Genomic DNA, 19492 nt, shown 5'->3' with positions numbered 1-19492 from the left:
CTCGATCGTGTAGAAATTGCTCAGGCTGCGCAGCTCGCGCCGCCCGGCGCATTGCGGGCGGCAGCAGAACAGCGCTGCCTTGACGCCGCCGTCGGCATCGCCGAGCACGTAGATGCGCGGGCGCACGGTGTCGGCCATCGCGGTGGTCTGCAACAGTTCGAACCAGTCGAGCGAGAGGAAGAAGTTCGATTGGCCAGGAAACGACAATGCCGAGCGGACCGCGTCGGGTATCGCGTCGAACGATTCGTAGACGGAGATGGTCGTTGGCATGTGGCTCGCAATGGGGCGGCGACGACTCGATGGCTGCTTCGTGACCGATCGACCGTCGCCCGGGAGGAGCCCGGATTCTGGCAGCTGGCATCATCGATGCGCCCCCCCACGGGCCTCGGGTCATGAAATTTGTCCCCCCTTGAATGAGGTGGAAACCAGCGGAACGACTGTGCAACGAAGTCTGTCCGACCACGATCTGCAGGCAAGATGACGGGTTGTAGCTGGGCGCGCCCCGTGGTGGACGTGTCCATGAACAGGAGAGTCGAACCTTGAACGGCAGTCGTCCAGAACGCTCTTGCAGCCTTCGGCGTGCGCTCGTCGGCGTGGCGCTGTTGTGTACCGCCGCGGCCGGCTGGTGCCAGGCCCCGATCCCGGGCTATCCCGACACGATCGATTCCTTCGATCCGCGCGAAGTCGCGATGCTGCCGCCGTACTGCGCCTATACGCACTACTTCCGCGCCAAGGTGCCCGGTGGCGCGGATCGGCAGAAGACGGACGCCTGGCGCGCCACGCTGGGCGACACCTTCGAGCACATCCACCATTACTGCTTCGGCCTGATGAAGACGAACCGGGCCGTGCTTCTGTCTCGCAGCCGGCAGAGCAGGCTTTTCTACCTGAACGATGCGCTGCTCGAGTTCGACTACGTCATCGAACGATCGCCGCGTGACTTCGTGCTGCTGCCGGAAATCCTCACGCGCAAGGCCGACAACCTGATTCTGCTCGAGCGCTTCCCGGTGGCGGTCTACCTGTTCGAACAGGCCATCGACCTCAAGCCGGACTACTGGCCGCCTTATGCGCGCCTGGCCGACCACTACAGCAACACCGGGGCGACTGCGAAGGCGCGCGAGGTGCTCGAGGCTGGCCTGAAGGCCGCTCCCGATACGCCGGCCCTGACCAGGCGACTGTCGGCTCTGGGTGCGGGAACAGCGCCGCGCAACTGAGGCTGCGGCGCGTGCAGACACCGCACCGCCCTCTTAGCCGGACGTGCCCACCTGGCGCGGCTGGCCCAGCCGCCCGACCCGCGCGCGCAGCAGCGCCGCAACCGCCTCCACGTGCGGTGAGATGAAGAGTCGGCCGGAATCTTCCGCCGGCACCATCGCCGCCTCGCTCTCCCCCTGAGCCAGCTTCTCCCACTCGCGCCGCAGGTCGACGGCCCCGGGAGGGAGTGGACGCTCGATGGCGATGACGTTGAGCAGCTCGCCGGGATAGGCCCGCGGTTCGTAGTTCGCCACGGCGTGCAGTGTGGCGCTGACGACCTTCTCGATGTAGTAGTCGCTGCCTTCCAGCGTGCCTTTCAGGCCGACGTCGAGCAGGCCCCGCCCCGTGCGCAGCTTGGCGCGCACGAACTCGGGCCAGCGCCGCCAGTTCATGCCTGCCATCTCGCGCAGGTAGCCGAGCAGCTTGAGGGCGAGGTACTTGATCGGCCAGATCCAGCGCATCGGCGAACTCTGTGCACGCGCCACCACCGGGGGCCAGGTCTCCAGCAGTGCCAGCTGGACCTGCTCGCCCTGCGCGACCAGGCGCTGCGCGACCTCGTAGGCGATCACGCCCCCGGTGCAGGTGCCGCCAATCAGGTAGGGGCCATGCGGGCGGGCGCTGCGGATCTCATCGACATAACTTCCCGCCATCTCGGCGATGCTGCGGAACGGTTCCTCCTTGCCATCCAGGCCGCGGGCCTGCAGCCCGTACACCGGCTGGTCGTTGCCGAGCAGCTTGGCCAGCTTGCCGAACATCAGCACGTTGCCTCCGACGCCGGGCACGAGAAACATCGGCGTGGCTGTGCCGACCGGATTGATGGCCACCAGGCTGCGCCAGGAGGCCTGCCAGTCCGAGCGTGACAGCAGCTCGGCGAGCTGCGCCACTGCCGGCGCCTGGAACAGCGTGGCCAGCGGAAGCTTGCGGCCATAGACCTGCTCGATGCGCGACAGCAGCTCGACGGCGACCAGCGAATGGCCGCCGTGGTCGAAGAAGTTGTCGTGCACGCCGAGCTGGTCGTTGCCGAGCACCTGACGCCACAGGGCCAGCAGCTGGAACTCGAGCACGTTGCGTGGCTCGGTGGCCGACGCCGCCGCGGAGGCCACGCCCGGCACCGGAGCCGGCAGCGCACGCACGTCGACCTTGTTGTTGCTGGTCAGCGGCAGCGTGTCGAGGAACACGAAGGCCGCAGGCACCATGTAGTCGGGCAGCGTCTCGCGCAGGCGCTCGCGCAACTGCGCTGCCGGGACGCTGGCGCCGCGGTCTGTGACCACGTACGCGACCAGCTGGCGAACGCCGCTGTCGTCATCGCGTGCGACCACGGCGGCCTGGCAGACATGCTCGTGGCGGGACAGCGCGGACTCGATCTCGCCGAGCTCGATGCGAAAGCCACGGATCTTCACCTGCAGGTCGATGCGGCCGATGTACTCGAGTTCGCCGTCGCGCCGCCGCCGCGCCAGGTCGCCGGTGCGGTAGAGCCGCTCACCGGGGCGGAACGGATCGGCGACGAAGCGTTCGGCGGTCAGCTCGGGCCGGTTCAGATAGCCGAGCGCGAGCCCGGGTCCACCAACGTACATCTCGCCGACCACGCCGACGGGCATGGGTTCGCGCGCCGCATCGAGCACGTGAACGCGCAGGTCGGGGATCGGCTCGCCGATCACGCTGCCCATGCCGCGCTCGAGGTCCGCCGCGCGGATCGGCCGGTAGGTCACGTGCACGCAGGTCTCGGTGATGCCGTACATGTTGACGAGCAACGGTCGGACATCGCCATGCCGGTCGAACCATGGCCTCAGGCTTTGCAGTTCGAGTGCTTCGCCGCCGAAGATCACGTGGCGCAGCTGGGTCTCGCGTGCCGTGCCGGCTGCGACGTCGGCCTGTACCAGCTGGCGGAAAGCCGACGGCGTCTGGTTGAGCACGGTCACGCCCTCGTCGTGCAGCAACTCGAGGAAGGACTGCGGCGAGCGGCTGACCAGGTAGGGCACGACGACCAGCCGTCCCCCGTACACCAGCGCGCCCCAGATCTCCCAGACCGAAAAGTCGAATGCGACCGAGTGGAACAGGGTCCACACATCGTCCGGTCCGAAGCCATACCAGGGCTGGGTGGCGCTCATCAGCCGATCGACCGCGCGGTGGGTCAGCAGCGTGCCCTTGGGCTGGCCGGTCGAGCCCGACGTGTAGATGACGTAGATCAGATCGTCCGGTCCGCACGACGGCTCCGGATTGCCATCGGGCGCCGAGCCCAGCGAACTGTCGTCCAGGCACAGCACCGCGGCCCCATGCGCCGGCAGCCGCTCGAGCAAGGCTCGCTGCGTGACGATCACCGGCGCGGCCGCGTCCTGCAGCATGAAGGCGACCCGATCTGCCGGGTAGGACAGGTCGATCGGCAGATAGGCGGCGCCTGCCTTGAGGATGCCCAGCAGCCCGGTGACGAGTTCGATCGAGCGCTCGGCAAACAGCGCGACGATCGTGCCGCGGCTCGCGCCCATGGTGCGCAGGCGGTGCGCGACACGGTTGGCGCGCCGGTTCAGTTCGGCGTAGTCCAGGCGCTCGCCGTCGCAGCTCAGCGCCGTGGCGAGCGGGCGCAAGGCGACCTGCGCCTCGAAGCGGGCGTGCAGTGTCTGTGCCGGTCCCGGCTCGAGGTCGCGGCCCGCGCCGGCGATCAGCGCCTCGCGCTCGGCGCTGCCCAGCATCCTGAGCTGGCCGATCGCCTGCGCCGGGTCGGCGGTGATGCTGCGCAGCAGCTCGCCATAGTGGGCCGCGAGCGCGGCGACGGTGCCTTCGTCGAACAGGTCCGCGTTGTACTTGATCGCGCCGCCGAGCCGGCCTTCGCGTTCGACCAGGCCGAGCCCGAGATCGAACTGCCCCTCCTGCTGCTGCAGCGGCCAGGGGCGCACGCGCAGGCCGCCGAAGTCGCTGAACCCGGCTGCCGGTCCTGCCGAGAGCAGCTCGTTGAGGTCACGGAACTGCTCGAAGCGCTGCAGCACGAACAACGTCTCGAACAGCGGCGAGCGGCTCGGATCACGCACCGGGTGCAGCGTCTCGACCATCAGTGCCAGCGGGTACTCCTGGTCGTCGAGCGCATCGAGCAGCGTCTGCCGCACCTGACGCGCGAGATCGCGGAAGCTCTGTCCGGCGCTGAGGCGCGAGCGCAGCGGCACCGGGTTGACGAAGTGGCCCAGCGTGCGATCGAAGGCACCCTGGTCGCGGCCGAGGGTCGGCGTTCCGACGATCACGTCGTCGGTGCCGGTGTAGCGGTACAGCAGGACCTTGAACGCCGCCAGCAGGATCACGAACAGCGTGGTGCCCTCGTCGCGCGCGAGTTGCTGCAGCCGGTCGCTCAGCGCCGGCTCGAGGTGGAAGTCGAGGGTCGCGCCCCGGGTCGACTTGCGCGCCGGGCGCGGGTGGTCGGCCGGAAGCTCCAGTTCGGCGCGCGGCGCGGCCAGCCGCGCCATCCAGCGTTCGGCCAGCCGCTGGCCGGGCTCGCTGTCGAGCATCGCTGCCTGCCAGCGCACGTAGTCGGCATAGGTCTGCTCGGGGCGCTGCAGCGCGACGGCCGCGCCGCCGGTCTGTTCGGCGTAGAACTGACGCAGTTCGTCGAGCATCAGCAACAGCGACCAGCCGTCGACGGCGATGTGGTGAGCGCAGATCATCAGCACGTGGTCGTCGTCGCCGCGGCTGAACACGCTGGTCCGCCACACCGGGCCGCGTTCGAGGTCGAACGGGCGACGATAGTCGGCCTCGACGCTGCGGCGCAGGGTCGTGTCGTCGCAACTCGGCAACGCAACCCAGTCCAGCGCCACCGTCGCTTCACCGGCGATGTGCTGCATCGGCCGCCCGGCCTCGAGCGCATAGCAGGTGCGCAGCACCGCGTGACGGTCGTTCAGCGCCTGCAGCGCGCTGGTCAGTGCGCTGCGGTCGATGGTCGAGCGCACCGAGACGACGAAGGCCACGTTGTAGGCCGCGCTCTCGGGATGCTCCTGATGGACCAGCCAAAGCGATCGTTGCCCGTACGACAGCGGCGCGTGCACAACCTGCCGGCGCTCGCGCTCGCGCATCCAGGCGATGGCCTCGTCGCGCCCGGCCGAGAGCGCGGCGCGCTGCGCCGCGTCCAGTCCGCCGCGCGGCCCGCGAAAACGCAGCCGGTTGCCTTCGTGCCAGAACTCGAAGCCCTGCGCTTCGAGCTGTTCGATCAACGCGCCGATGTTCACCTTGTTCCTTCTTCGACAGCCTGCGGCGGCGCGCCGGCGACGGCCGACGCATGCCGCCGCCAGAAGTACCACAGCACGCCGATCAGCATCAATCCTCCAACCGCGGCCCGGCGCGTCGGCGCATGGCCGTCCAGCGCCCAGCCGACCGCGATCAACGCGAGAAGGTGCGCCGTCAGCGCCGGTGTGCTCAGGCCGAGCGGCCCCAGCGCCGCGGCACGGTCCAGCGCGAGCAGCGACAGCAGGCCGACCGCCCCGATGGCCATCAGCACCAGCGCGTCGTGCGCGCCGGGCGCCACCCACATCGACGGCATGAACGGGGTCAGCACGGCGAACACGCCGAAGGCGGTATAGAACAGGTTCGCGCGCACGTCCTCGAAGCGCAATCCGCGGGTCATGAGCACATAGGCGGCGAACGACAAGGCCATCACCAGCGGCAGCACCAGGCGCGTGACCGCCTGCGGCGGCGCGGGCGAGAACAGCAGCAGCGCCGCCATGCCGCCTGCGGCGGCCGCGACCCAGGCCAGCGCTGGCACCGCTTCGCCGAGCCACCAGCGTGCGCCGGCCAGCATCAGCAGCGGCGCCACACACCAGAACAGTGCCCACACCACGGCGCCGTCCAGCCCGGCGCCCAGCGACAGGGCGAAGCTCAGCGGCATGACCAGCATCAGCAGCGAGCGCGTCAACTGGAACACCGGCCGCCGCGTACGCCACAGCCGCACCGGCTCGCGCCAGCCGAACAGCACGAGCAGGATGACCAGATGAGCGGCATAGCGGCACCAGACGATCTGCAGCAGCGGGTAGTGCGCCTGCAGGCGTGCGCCGACCACCTCCTCGAGCAGCACCCAGGCCGTCGCGAAGGCGAGCATCAGCATGAACGGCTGCGCGGCTGAACCGGTCACAGCGTGCCTTCCTCCCAGCCGGTGGCACTGGCCGTGCCCGCGTCGGGCGGCGGGCCGGCCTGCGCGGGATCGAACTGCTGCAGCAGGTCGTCGGCCAAGCTGTCGATGCTCGGCCCCTTGAGCAGGTCCGCCACGGCGACGCGCAGCGCGGTGGCCGACTGGATGCGGTTGCGCAGTTCCATCGCCATCAGGGAGTCCATGCCCAGGTCCATCAGCGAGCGCTGCCGGTCGACGGGTGCGGAACTCGGCAGGGCGAGCACCTTGACGACCTGGCCGGCGAGAAACTCTGCCATCAGGCTGCGGCGCTCCGCCGGCGATCCGGCCTGCGCCAGGCGCGGGCGCAGATCGACCGGCGCCGCCGCCGGCGCTGCGGCAATGCCGGGCCGCGGCGTCGATGCCGATGGCTTGAGCAGCGCGAAGAACGGGCTGAGGTCGCTGCCCAGCCGCGAGCGCACCAGCGGCAGCGCCGCGGCCTGCGCATGGCGATTGGCGCGCAGCATCTGCTCGAGCATGCGCACACCGTCCTGCGGCGCGATCATCGCCAGGCCCATCGCCTCCCAGCGGCGACGGTGCTGCAGGTCGACTGCCGCGGCCATGCCCACGTCGGACCAACTGCCCCAGTTGATGCTCAGCGCATGCAGGCCCTGCGCGCGGCGTGCGTGCGCCAGCGCATCCATGTAGGCGTTGGCGGCGGCGTAGTTGCCTTGCCCGGGCGAGCCGAGCAGCGCCGCGCCCGACGAGAAGGTGACGAAGAAGTCGAGCGCGCGACCGGCCGTCGCGGCATGCAGGTTCCAGGTGCCGCGCACCTTCGGCGCCATCACGGCATCGAAGCGCGACATGTCGAGCTCGGCGAGCAGACCGTCGTCGACAGAGCCGGCGGCATGCACGATGCCGCGCAACGGCGGCGTGCCGGCACGTGGCTGCAGCAGCGCGTCGACGACATGGCGGTCGGCCACGTCACCGGCAACCACCTCGACTGCGCAGCCGTCGTCGCGCAGGGCGTCGATGGCCGCACGTGCCGATTCGCCGGCCGGTCGGCGGCCGAGCAGCACCAGGTGCCGCGCACCGGCCTGGGCCAGCCACTGCGCGCATGCCAGGCCGAGGCCGCCGAGCCCTCCGGTGACGAGGTAGCTCGCATCGCCGCGCACGTCCGGCACCGGTGTCTGCGTGATGACGATCTTGCCGGTGTGGTGCCCCTGGCCCATGAAGCGGAACGCCTGTTCCGCCTGCGCCAACGGGTAGCAGCGCATCGGCAGGGCGGACAGCGAACCGCTGCCGATGTCGGCAAGGATCTCCTCGAGCATGCCGCGCACGAACAGCGGGCGCGCGGCGGCGATCTCGCCAAGGTAGAGCGGGTGGTAGTGGCGGCCCGGGAACTCGGCGGCGACACGCGCTGCGTCCCAGATGCCGGTCTTGCCGATCTCCACGAAGTGGCCGCCCGGGCGCAGCAGCTTCAGGCTCTCGGGGATGAAGTCGCCGGCCAGCGAGTTCAGCACGATGTCCACGCCCTGGCCATCGCTGGCGCGGCGCACGTCGTCGGCAAAACTCAGCGAGCGCGAGTCGGCCACATGGTGCGCGCCCAGTGCCTTGGCCAGCGCGCGCTTGGCCGGCGTGCCGGCGGTGCCGAACACCTCGGCACCGGCGCGCAGGGCCAACTGAAGCGCCGCCATGCCGACGCCGCCGGTGATCGCGTGGATCAGCACCCGGTCGCCCTTCTTGATGCGGGCGAGGTCGCGCAGCGCGTACTGCGCCGTCAGGAAGGTGACGGGAATCGTCGCCGCCTCGGCGAAGCCGAGACTGTCCGGCTTGTGGGCGGTGAGCGAGGCGGGGGCCGTCACCCAGGTGGCGAAGCTGCGGTCGACCATCGCGACCACGGCGTCGCCGGGTCGGAACTCGGTGACGTCTGCGCCAACGGCACTGACCACGCCGGCACACTCATTGCCCAGCGGACCGGGGTCTCCGGGATACATGCCCAGCGCATTGAGCACGTCGCGGAAGTTGAGCCCGGTGGCCTGCACACGGATCTCGACCTGCCCTGCCGCGGGCGGCTGGCGAGGCGATTCGCGCAGGACCAGGTTCTCCAGCGTGCCCCGTTCGCTGATCTCCAGGCACAGCGGCCGCTCGTGCGCCGGCGCTGCGGTCGACGGTGTCAGCCGGGCGACGAGGCGACGTCCCTGGCGGACGGCGATCCGGTCCTCGGCCCCGGCATGGCGCAGCACCTCGAACAGCGAGGCCGCCGCGTCGGCGCCGGCGGCGGGGTCGAGATCGACGCGTGCACAGCGCAGTGCCGGCAGTTCGGCGGCGAGCACGCCCGCCAGGCCCCATGCCGGCGCCTGCACGAGGTCCGGCGCTTCGCCGGCAATCGACTGGCTGCCGCGCGTGACGAACCACAGCCGTGCGGACGTGTCGGTGGCGCCCTGCGCCAGGGCCAGGCAGCGTGCGAGCAGGCGACGCTGTTCGGCTTCGACGGCGGCGATGTCGCTCGCCGGCGCGGCGTGCGCCTGCGTGGCCCACAGCACGACGATGCCGGCCAGCGGAATGCCTGCCGAGGCGGCCATGCCGAGCAGCGTGCGCCAGTGGTCGGCGCGCTCCGGGTCCAGGGTCCAGTCCGTGCCGTCGGTCGCCAGCGCGGTGCCGGCTCGGACGCGGATCGACTGCGCGCCCACCTGCTCGAACTGCACCCTGAGTCCGTCGGCCACGCCGTCGCCATCGGCCAGCAGCAGCCAGCGGCCGCCGGGCAGCGGCGCCGGCTCGGCCTTGTCGTCCTGGGCCGGCCAGGTGGTCTCGAACAGCCAGTCGCGCGGCGCGCCGCCGCCGAGCACACGCTCCAGCGCGGCACGGGTGGTGTGCCGCAGTTCGAGCCCCTGCAACCGCGCGATCACCGTCCCGTCGTCGGCATAGAGCAGCAGATCGGCACGGAACAGGCCCGGATCATCGGCCGCGGCGGCCACGCGCGCGTGGCACCAGCCGGCGGCCATGCCCGGGCGCAGCAGGCGGTATTCGCCCAGCCCTGTGGGCACGCACAGTTCGCTGCCATCGTCTGCCGACCAGTCGAGCGCGGCGCCGACGAGCTGGAAGCAGGCGTCCAGCAGCGCCGGGTGCAGCGACATCGCCGCCGCATCGTCACGATGTGCCTCGGGCAGTTCGACACGACCGAGCGCCTCGCCGCCTTCGCGGCAGATCTCGACCAGGCCGCGGAACGCCGGCCCGTAGTGCGCCCCCTGGCGCTCCAGTCGGGCCTGGTAGTCGGTGGCGTCGACGCGCACCTGCAGGCGCGCGCGCAGCGCGTCCAGCGGTTCGGCCGGGGCGGCCGCTCCGTCCACGGGGGCCAGCGTGCACAGGGCATGCAGGCGCCAGGGCGATGCGGCCGCATCGTTCGCGCGGCTGTGGACCTGCACCTGCTGCGTGCCGTCGGCGCCTGCGCTGACCAGCACCTGCAGCTCGACGGACTGCTCGTCCTGCAGGCGAAGCGCCTCGCGGATCTCCAGGCCGTGCACGGCCATTGCCGGCGCGCCGGGCAACTCGCGCGCGGCGGCCAGCGCCAGCTCCAGGTAGCCGGTGCCGGGGAACAGGGTGAAATCGAAGATGCGGTGGTCGCGCAGCCAGGGATGGGTCGGCAGGCCGATCTCGGCGCACAGCAGCGGCAGCGGGCTGGGCAGCAGGCCGGCGAGCATCGGGTGCGGTTGACGCAGCGCCTGCAGCGAGTGACGTGCCGCCATGCCGCCGTGCAGGTCCTGCCAGAAGTGTTCGCGCTGGAACGGATAGCGCGGCAGCACGTCACGGCGGCGGCGCGCGTCGGCGCCGAGCACGGTGGGCCAGTCGAGGCGCACGCCGAGCACGTGCAGGGCGCCTGCGGCTTCCAGCATCGCGGCGCGGTCGTCGCGGCCCTTGCGCAGCGAAGCCACCCAGGTGCTGTCGGCGGCAACCTCGCAGCGCTGCGCCATGCCCAGCAAGGTCGGCATGGGGCCGATCTCGAGGTACAGGCGATAGCCATCCTTCTGCAGGGTGTCGATCGATTCGGCGAAGCGAACGGCCTCGCGCACGTGGCGCCGCCAGTAGCCCGGCTCGGTCAGTTCCTCGCCGGCGAGCCGGCCGCTCAGGTTGGAGAGCACGCCGATGCGCGGCGCGCTGCGCGGCGTGGCGGCGACGAGGCGCTCGAAGGCGTCGAGCATCGGATCCATCAGCGGCGAGTGGAACGCGTGCGAGACCTTCAGCGCCTGCGTCTCGACGCCGGCCGCGGCGAGCTGCGCGAGCACCTCGGCGAGCGCGTCGCTGCGCCCGGCAATCACCGTGCTCTGCGGGCCGTTGGTGGCTGCCACCGAGAGCACCGCCTCATGGCCGCGCAGCGCCTCGCGCACGCGCGCCTCGTCGGCGAAGACTGCCGCCATGCCGCCGTCGCGCGGCAGCGCGCTCATCAGCCGGCCGCGGGCGGCGATCAGGCGCAGCGCGTCGTCGAGCGCGAACACGCCTGCCACGCAGGCGGCGACGAACTCGCCGACGCTGTGGCCCATCACCGACGTCGGTTCGACGCCCCAGTGCCGCCACAGGCGGCTGAGCGCGTACTCGACCGCGAACAGGGCCGGCTGGGTGAAGGCGGTGTCGTCGAGCGCTGCGGCCGCGGCGTCGTCGACGCCGAAGACCACCTCCAGCAGCGGCCGCGGCAGCTCGCCATCGAGGACACGGGCGCAGTCGTCCAGCGCGGCGCGGAAGGCCGGCTCGGCCTCGTAGAGCCCGCGCGCCATGCCCGGGTACTGCGCGCCCTGGCCGGTGAAGAGGAAGACGATCTCCGGCGCGCCACTGGCGCTGCGGCCGCGCGCCGCGGCCGCCGGCATGTCGCCGGCGGCCAGCGCGGCGAGCTTGTCGCGAGCATCGGCGAGATCGGCGGCCACGAATGCGCAGCGTTCGACGAGGTGCGACCGGCCCAGGGCCAGCGTGGCGGCAACGCGGTCCAGCGACGGCGGCTGTGGCGCGCCGAGCGCCTCCGACAGCCGCCCGGCCAGCGCACTCAGCGCTGCCGGGGTCTGTGCCGACAGCAGCAGCGGCTGCGCGCCGGGCTGCTCCGGCACGGCGGCGGCGGGCGGTGCCTCCTCGAGGATCACGTGCGCATTGGTGCCGCTGAAGCCGAACGAACTGATGCCGGCACGGCGCGGCGCAGCCTCGCTGGTCCATGGCGTGGCCTGCGTGGGTATGCGCACGGCACAGGCCGCCCAGTCGATCAGCGGGTTCGGGTTGCGCAGGTGCAGGTGCGGCGGCACGGTGCGGTGCTGCAGCGCCAGCACGGTCTTGATGACGCCGGCAATGCCGGCTGCCGCCTCGAGGTGGCCGATGTTGGTCTTCACCGAGCCGACCAGCAGTGGCGCCTCGGCAGGCCGTTCGCCGTAGACGGCGTTCAGCGCCTTGATCTCGATCGGGTCGCCCAGCGGCGTGCCCGTGCCATGCGCCTCGACGTAGCTCACCTCGGCAGGCTTGAGCCCGGCGCTGGACAGCGCGGCGCGAATCACCGCCTCCTGTGCCCGGCCGTTCGGCGCGGTCAGGCCGCTGCTGCGCCCGTCCTGGTTGAGTGCGGAGCCGCGCACCACCGCCAGCACGCGATCGCCGTCGCGCTGCGCGTCGCTCAGGCGCTTGAGCACCAGCATGCCGCAGCCCTCGCCGCGCACGTAGCCGTCGGCCGAGGCGTCGAAGGTCTTGCAGTGGCCGTCGAAGGACATCATGCGGGCGCGCGACGTCAGCACCGAGCCGTCCGGCGTCAGCGTGAGGTTGACGCCGCCGGCCAGCGCCAGGTCGGCCTCGCCGCTGCGCAGGCTCTGCAGCGCCCAGTGCATGGCCACCAGCGATGAGGAACAGGCGGTGTCGATGGCGACGTTCGGGCCGTGCAGGCCGAGCACGTACGACAGGCGTCCGGCGGCGACACTGTGCGCCGTGCCCGAGGGGGTGTAGGCATCGCCGTTGCGCGAACCGACCGCCTCGGCCAGCTGCATCGCGTAGTCGTGGGTGGTGATGCCGACGTAGACCGCGGTGGCGCTGCCAGCCAGTGACGCGGGTGCGATCGCGGCGTGTTCGAGCGCTTCCCACGCGACTTCGAGCAGCAGGCGTTGCTGCGGGTCCATGCTGACCGCTTCTCGCGGCGACACGCCGAAGAACGCCGGGTCGAAGCGGTCGACATCGCGAACGAAGCTGCCCCAGCGCGTGTAGCTCTTGCCGGGCTTGTCGGGATCGGGGTCGTAGAAGGCGTCGACGTCCCAGCGTTCCGGTGGAACTTCGGTGACCGCATCGGTGCCGCTGCGCAGCAGCTCCCAGAAGGCCTCCGGCGTGTCGGCGCCCTGCGGGAAGCGGCAGCCGATGCCGACGATGGCAATCGGTTCGCGCCGTCCACGCTCGACCGCAGCGAGCTTGGCCTCGAGCTGGTCGATGGCGAGCAGGGCGCGCTTGAGCAGCGCGGCATGGTCGGGCTGGCGGGCGTCGCTCACGGTGTCTCCCCGTGGCCGAGCTTGTCGAGTCGGTTCATCAGTTGCAGGGCCAGTTCATCGGCATCGAGGCCGTCGAGCGTGTCGCTCGCCGGCGCAGCAGGGGGGGGCGGCGGGGGCGCGGTGGCGGCGACGCCGGCGGGGGAGAACAGCGCGGCCAGCACCGTCTCGGCCAGGTGGTCGGCCAGCGCCGCCACCGAGGGGTGGTCGAAGGTCACCGTGGCCGGCAGCGTCTGGCCGACGGCGCGGCCGAGCAGGTTGCGCAGCTCGACCGCCATCAGCGAGTCGAGGCCGAGCTGGCGCAGCGGAGCCTCGGCATCGAGCTCCTCGGCGCGTGCCAGACCGAGCACCTTGGCGCCGAGCCGGCGCACCTGCTCGCGCAGCACATGGCGGCGCCGGTTCGGCGCGGTCTGTGCGAGGCGCTCGCCCAGTCCCGGCTCCGGCGCGGCGACCGCTGCGGGGCCGGACGCGGCAGCCAGCGGCGCCGGCAGCGGCAACTCGGCGAACAGGGGTGGCTCGGTGCCCGCCTCGCGCGGACCGCGCAGGTGTGCCCAGTCGGTGGCGAGCACGGCCACCTGGGCGCGGGCAAAGCGCCCGTCGGCGGGATCTCGGCGCATCAGGTGCTGCAGCGCGGCGAGCCCGTCGGCCGGTGCTATGGGGTCGAGGAAGCCGGGCTGATCCAGGTGACGGTCGGCGGCCGCGCCGATCTCCGCCCATGGCCCCCAGTTGATCGCCAGGGTCGGCCGGCCGAGCGACTGGCGATACCAGGCGAGCGCATCCTCGAAGGCGTTGGCAGCCGCGTGATTGGCCTGGCCGGGCGACCCGGCCACCGAGGCCCCCGAGGAGAACAGAACGAGGAAGTCGAGTTCGCCGGCCAGCCGGTGCAGGTTCCAGCTGCCGAACACCTTGGCGGCCATCACCCTGGCGAAGCGCGGCCAGTCGAGCGAGCTCAGCACGCCGTCGTCCAGCGCGCCGGCCGAGTGCACGACGCCGGCCAGCGGCGGCAGCGAGGCGCCGATCTGGCCCAGCACGTGGCGCAGCTCGGCCTCGATGCCGACGTCGCCCTGCAGCGCCAGCACGGTCACCCCGCGCGCGCGCAAGGCCTCGATCTCCTGGCTGGCCTGCGCGTCGGGCGGGCGGCGCCCCATCAGCGCAAGATGGCGGGCACCCTGGTCGACCAGCCAGCGCGCCACGCGCAGGCCCAGGCCGTGCAGACCGCCCGTGACCAGGTAGCTGCGGTCCGCCGCGACGGACAGTGCCTCGGAAGCCGCTCGATCGCGCGGCAGCGGCACGAACCGGCGGGCCAGGCGGCGACCGCCGCGCAGGCTGATCTGGTCCTCGGCGTCGGGCTGTCGCAGCTGTGCGCGAAGCGCCAGGGCGGCGGTGCGGGCGTCGTCGTGGCGGTCGAGGTCGATGCGCCTGCAGCGCAGCTCGGGATGCTCGATGGCGATCACGTGGCTCATGCCCCACAGCGTCGCCTGCGCCGGGTCGGCAGGCTCGCCGGGCGGCACCGACTGGGCGCCGCGTGTCACCAGCCACAGCGATGGCGGTGTTCCGCCCTGCGCGGCGAGTGCCTGCACGCACGCGAGTGTGTTGCCGACCAGACGCTGCTGGCCGAGCGCCAGCGCCTCGACGTCCAGCCCGTCGTGCAGCGCCGCGTCGAGCGCGCACAGCGAGACCACGCCGGTCAACGGCTGGCCGTTCGCCTGCGCGGCCTGCAGCGCGGTGGCCGGCGGCATGCCGTCGGCGAGTTCGAGCACCTCGTCGCCGTCGGCGCGCAGCGCCTCGGCCAGCGACTGCGCGACGCCGCGGCCATCAGGCACCAGCAGCCAGCGCTGCGGCTGGTGCGGGGCGGCGCCGGCCTGGGCGACGAACACCGCCTGCTGCGACCATACCGGGTGGTCGTTGTCGCCGGGCAGCGCGCGTGCCGAGACGAAGCCGCGCTCGGCCAGCAGGTCGAGCCAGCGCGCGCGCGCCATCAGCGCGTAGTCGCGCCGCGCCACGTCGGTGTAGGCCCACCAGCCTTCGAGCAGGCCGACGGTGAGGTCGCCGAAGCGCTGCGGCGTGACGCCCTCGAGCAGCACCAGCAGCCCGGCCGGCGCGAGCAGGCCGCGCACGTGGTCGAGCGTGCGCGCCAGGTCGGGCGTCGCATGCAGGACGTTGGCGCCGACGACGATTTCGAAGGCCGCGGCAGGCAGCCCCTGCGCGGCCGGCTCGCTGCCGATGTCGAGCAGCGTGTAGCGCATGCCAGGCTGCGCCGCGAAGCGCTCGCGGGCGCGGTTGAGGAACAGCGGCGAGACGTCGGTGAAGGTGTAGTCGATCGCCATGCCGGCCAGCGCGGGCAGCAGGTAGGAAGTGGTGCTGCCGGTGCCGGCGCCGATCTCCAGCACGCGCAGCGGGCGACCGCGTGGCGCACGTGCTGCCGCGGCACCGACCACCTGGGCGATCAGGCTGTTGTAGGCCTGCGCCGGTGGCGAGTCGCGGTACAGGCGCTCGGTGTCGGCCAGCGACCCGCCGGGGAACAGCAGCGCCAGCGGGTCGGCCTCGCCGCGCAGCACGCCGGCCAGCTCGCGCGCGCAGCGCTGCGTCAGCGTCAGCTCGGCATCGCCTTCGGGATGGTCCTGGGCGAGCGACCGGCCGAGTGCCTCGGCGTCCGGTGCCGGCCCGCCGCGGAGCACGCGCCAGCGTTCGCCATCGCGCTGCAGCCAGCCGTCCTCGGCGAGGATCTGCAACAGCCGGTCGAACAGACGCGCGTGCCTCGGCAGCACGCCGAGTGCGGCGGCCTGGGTCGCGGCATCGACGTGCCGGCCGGGTTCCAGACTGAAGCCCAGGGTCTGCAGCGCACGCACGATGTAGGCGCTGGCCAGGGCATCGAGCCGCGGCAGGAAGTCCGCGTAGTGGGCGAAGCCATGGCGCTCGCCGAGCGCGACGCGGGTCGGCTCGACGGCATCGGCCAGTTCACCCGGCGTCGGCCAGGCGGCGGACCCGGCCACCTCGCGCCAGGCGATTTCGTGCAGCATCGCGCGCACCTGCGGCGCCAGGCTGGCGGGCAGCACCGCTGCGGCGCGCGCGCGCTTGAAGTGCAGGCCCTCGAAGGCGGCCAGGCAATGCCCTTCGTCGTCGAGCAGGCGCAGTTCGGCGCGGAAGGTCTCGGGCGCGCTCACGCCGCCGACGGCGGTATCCAGGCGCACCTGCGCCCAGGCCCGCTCACCGACCGGCCGGTTCACCCGGATGCGGTCGACATGCATCAGAAGGAAGGCGTCGACGATGCCGTCGCCCGCCGCCGGCAGTGCCGCGCCCACGGCATGGAAGGCGCTGTCGAGCAGGGCCGGATGCCACGGCACCCCGGGCGGTGGGGCGTCGAGTCCGGCGGGCAGGCGAAGTTGTGCCAGTGCCTCGCCGTCGGCACGGCGTAGCGTGTCGATGGCGCGAAAGCGCGGCCCGAATTGCAGGCCCAGCCCGGCCAGCCAGTCGTCGTAATACGCGGCCACGTCGACGGATTGCGGCAGGCGCGCCGCCAGTGCCTCCGGCCGGTTCGGCGCCGGCGCGGCATCGACCACTGCGCGGGCGAGGCGGGCGGTCGACAACGGCTGCCAGTCGGCGGTCGCCTCGTCGCCCTCGAGCACCAGCACGCGGAACGTGGCGCCGCGGGCGTCGGGCTCGGCCACCGCCTGCAGGCGCTGCGCGGCGGCGCCGTCCAGCGGCAGCCCACGCAGCACGGCGAGATCCTCGACCAGGCAGGCGCCGTCGCCCAGCGTGCGCCACGCGGCGGCGACGGCCATTGCCATGTACACCGGCGACGGCATCAGCACGCGGCCCTGGATGCGGTGGTCGGCAAGCCAGGGCTGGCGTTCGACGTGCCAGGCACTCTCGAACACACGCTGCGGGCCCAGTCCGTGGCGCCATTCGCTGCCCAGCAAGGCGTCGACGCCGCCATGCTCCGGCTCCGGCCCACGTGCCGCCCGGGCCGGTGCCGCCGGCACCCAGTAGCGTTCACGCTGGAAGGGGTAGCCGGGCAGATCGATGCGCTGCCGCCGGTACGGTGCATCGAAGGCGGCCCAGTCGACCGGCACGCCGGCGGCGTAGAGCGCGGCCAGGCTCTCCAGCAGCGTCTGCCAGTCGTCGCGCCCGCGGCGCAGCGAGGGCAGCCAGCGCGCGCCGTCGCCGTCGATGCACAGGCGGGCCATGGCCAGCAGCGTCGGATGGGGGCCGATCTCGATGAACAGTTCGCAGCCGCTGCGCGCCAGCGCCTGCACCGAGTCGGCGAAGCGCACCGGCGCGGCCGCATGCTCGCGCCAGTAGGCGGCGGTGGCGATGCGTGCATCGGCCCGTTGCCCGCTCAGGTTGGAGATCAGGTCGAGGCATGGCGGCGCCATCGGCGTGCGCGCCGCGATGGCCTCGAAGTCGTCGAGCATCGGAGCCAGCAGCGGCGAGTGGAAGGCATGCGAGACCTTCAGCCGCGATACCACGATGCCCTGGCCTTCCAGCTCGGCCAGCAGCGCATCGAGCGCGCCGGCTTGGCCCGACACCACGGTGTTCTGCGGCCCGTTGATGGCGGCGATCGACAACTGCGTTGCCCACGGCGCCAGCGCGGCGCGCACGCGCGCCTCGTCGGCCATCACCGATGCCATCGCGCCGCCGCGGGGCAGGGCAGCCATCAGCCGGCCGCGTTCGGCGACCAGCGCCAGCCCGTCCTCGAGCGTGAAGACACCGGCGATGCAGGCAGCGACCAGTTCGCCGACGCTGTGCCCGAGCATCGCGTGCGGATGCACGCCCCAGGACATCCACAGTCGCGCCAGCGCGTACTCGATCGCGAACAGCGCCGGTTGGGTGTACCGGGTGTCGTCGATCGGCGAGTCACCGTCGTCGCTCGGGTACAGCACCTCCAGCAGCGGGCGCGGCAGGCGCTCGCGCAGCAGTTCGGCGCAGCGGTCGAGCTCGGCGCGGAACACCGGCTGGGTGGCATACAGCTGCCGCGCCATGCCGGCATGCTGTGCGCCCTGGCCGGTGAACAGGAAGGCCACGCGCGGCGCGCGCGTGGGCGCGGTGCCGGCCCGCAGCGCATCGACCGGGTCGCCAGCCAGATGCTGGTCGAGTTGCAGAGCCGCCTGTGCCGGCGTTGCCGCGATCAGTGCCAGACGGTGGGCGAAGTGCGAGCGGCCGGCGTTGGCCGTGTGCGCCGCGTCGGCAAGAGACACCCCGGGCTCGATCAACCGGTCGCGGTAGCTGCGCGCCAGCTCCGCCAGCGCCCGCTCGCTGCGCGCCGACAGCGTCAGCAACTGCAGCGGGCGGCTGTCCGGTCGCGGGTCGGGCACCGGCTCGGGCGCCTCCTCGAGCACCAGGTGCACATTGGTGCCGCTGAAGCCGAACGAGCTGGCACCGCCGCGCCGCGGCGTCCGGGCCGGTCGCGGCCAGGGAGTGCGTGTGAACGGCACGCGAACCGCGATCTCGTCCCAGGGGATGAAGGGGTTGGGCGTGCGCAGGTGCAGCTGGCCGGGGATCTCGCCGTGCTGCAGCGCCAGCGCCATCTTGACCAGGCCGGCCACGCCGGCGGCTGCCTCGAGGTGGCCGATGTTCGCCTTCGCCGAGCCGACCCACAGCGGCGCGTCGGGCGCGCGGCCGGCGCCGAGCACGCGCGCCAGCGCCTGGACCTCGATCGGGTCGCCCAGCGAGGTGCCGGTGCCGTGGGACTCGACGAAGCCCACACTGCCCGGTTCGATGTCGGCATCGGCCAGTGCGTCGCGCAGGACCGCTTCCTGCGCCGGGCCGTTGGGCGCAGTCAGGCCGTTGCTGCGGCCGTCCTGGTTGGACGCCGACCCGCGGATGACGGCGACGATGCGGTCGCCGGCAGCCTCGGCGTCGGCCAGCCGCTTGAGCACCAGCACGCCGCAGCCTTCGCCGCGCACGAAGCCGTCGGCGCTGGCGTCGAAGGCCTTGCAGCGGCCGTCCGGCGCCATCATGTGCGAGCGCGACAGGGCCACGGTGATGTCCGGCGTCAGGATCAGGTTGACGCCGCCGGCCAGCGCCAGGTCGCATTCGCCGCGGCGCAGGCTGTGCACCGCGTGGTGGATGGCCACCATCGACGAGGAGCAGGCGGTGTCGATCGACACGCTGGGCCCGCGCAGGCCGAGCACGTAGGACAGGCGCCCCGAGGCGATGCTGTGGGCGATGCCCGACGCCGTGTAGGCGTCGAAGGAGGCCGGCCCCTGCTCGCGCAGCAGCTGCCAGTAGTCGCCGGCCGACAGGCCGAGGTAGACCGCGCCGCGTGTGCCCTCGAGCGTGCCCGGCGCGATCCCGGCGTGCTCGAGCGCACGCCACGCCACCTCGAGCAGCAGACGCTGCTGCGGATCCATGCTCTGCGCCTCGCGTGGCGAGATGCCGAAGAAGCCGGCGTCGAAGCCGTCCACCGGACCGACGAAGCCGCCCCAGCGTGTGGCCAGACGGCCGGCGCGGTCGGGGTCGGGGTCGTACCAGCTGTCGATCGCGAAGCGCTCCGCGGGGACCTCGCTGATCGCGTCGACGCCGTCGCGCAGCAGTCGCCAGTAGGCGTCGGGCGAGTCGGCGCCGCCGGGAAACCGGCAGCCGATGCCGACGATGGCCACCGGCTCGCGGCGGGCCTGCTCCAGGCGTTGCACGCGCTCGTTGAGCTCGTCGGCGAGCAGGGCCAATCGCTTGG

Annotated in this window: 6 protein-coding genes (1 of these 6 cut by a window edge); 1 reads left to right on the top strand and 5 read right to left on the bottom strand. The window is 72.4% G+C overall.

The window, feature by feature from the left end:
- The coding region (locus tag AAG801_RS19435) for a hypothetical protein (RefSeq protein ID WP_341889827.1) at positions 1–270 on the bottom strand (270 nt) is incomplete at its 3' end.
- A 269-nt stretch (positions 271–539) separates the two neighbouring features.
- Here AAG801_RS19435 and AAG801_RS19430 point away from each other — a divergent pair.
- The gene (locus AAG801_RS19430; RefSeq protein ID WP_341889826.1) at positions 540–1211 is read left to right on the top strand and encodes a tetratricopeptide repeat protein; all 672 of its coding nucleotides are present in this window, start codon (positions 540–542) and stop codon (positions 1209–1211) included.
- Positions 1212–1244: 33 nt separating this feature from the next.
- Here the strand turns inward: AAG801_RS19430 and AAG801_RS19425 are convergent, their stop codons facing one another.
- The 4 genes in view from AAG801_RS19425 to AAG801_RS19410 are tightly spaced (each overlapping or abutting the next) and all read right to left on the bottom strand, a layout consistent with a single transcriptional unit that may run on beyond the window.
- Positions 1245–5453, bottom strand: a complete 4209-nt coding sequence (locus AAG801_RS19425; protein ID WP_341889825.1) for an amino acid adenylation domain-containing protein — start codon at positions 5451–5453, stop codon at positions 1245–1247.
- Positions 5450–6352 carry a DMT family transporter gene (locus AAG801_RS19420; RefSeq protein WP_341889824.1) on the bottom strand — a complete coding sequence of 301 codons (903 nt, stop codon included), beginning with the start codon at positions 6350–6352 and terminating at the stop codon, positions 5450–5452. Before AAG801_RS19420 ends, AAG801_RS19425 begins: the two co-directional genes overlap by 4 nt.
- Positions 6349–12819 (bottom strand): type I polyketide synthase, encoded by a 6471-nt coding sequence (locus AAG801_RS19415; protein WP_341889823.1) that lies wholly within the window; start codon positions 12817–12819, stop codon positions 6349–6351. The genes AAG801_RS19420 and AAG801_RS19415 overlap by 4 nt, the downstream gene beginning before the upstream one ends.
- Positions 12816–19492, bottom strand: partial view of a type I polyketide synthase gene (locus tag AAG801_RS19410; RefSeq protein WP_341889822.1) — the 3' portion only. The gene runs 37 nt beyond the window's last position; only the last 6677 of its 6714 coding nucleotides appear in the window; its start codon lies beyond the right edge, outside the window — the gene reads right to left on this strand; the stop codon is at positions 12816–12818. Before AAG801_RS19410 ends, AAG801_RS19415 begins: the two co-directional genes overlap by 4 nt.

It is taken from the genome of Variovorax sp. YR752, assembly GCF_943372545.1.
The sequence above is the reverse complement of the archived record's forward strand: the minus strand, read 5'-3'. Positions and strand labels throughout refer to the sequence as shown.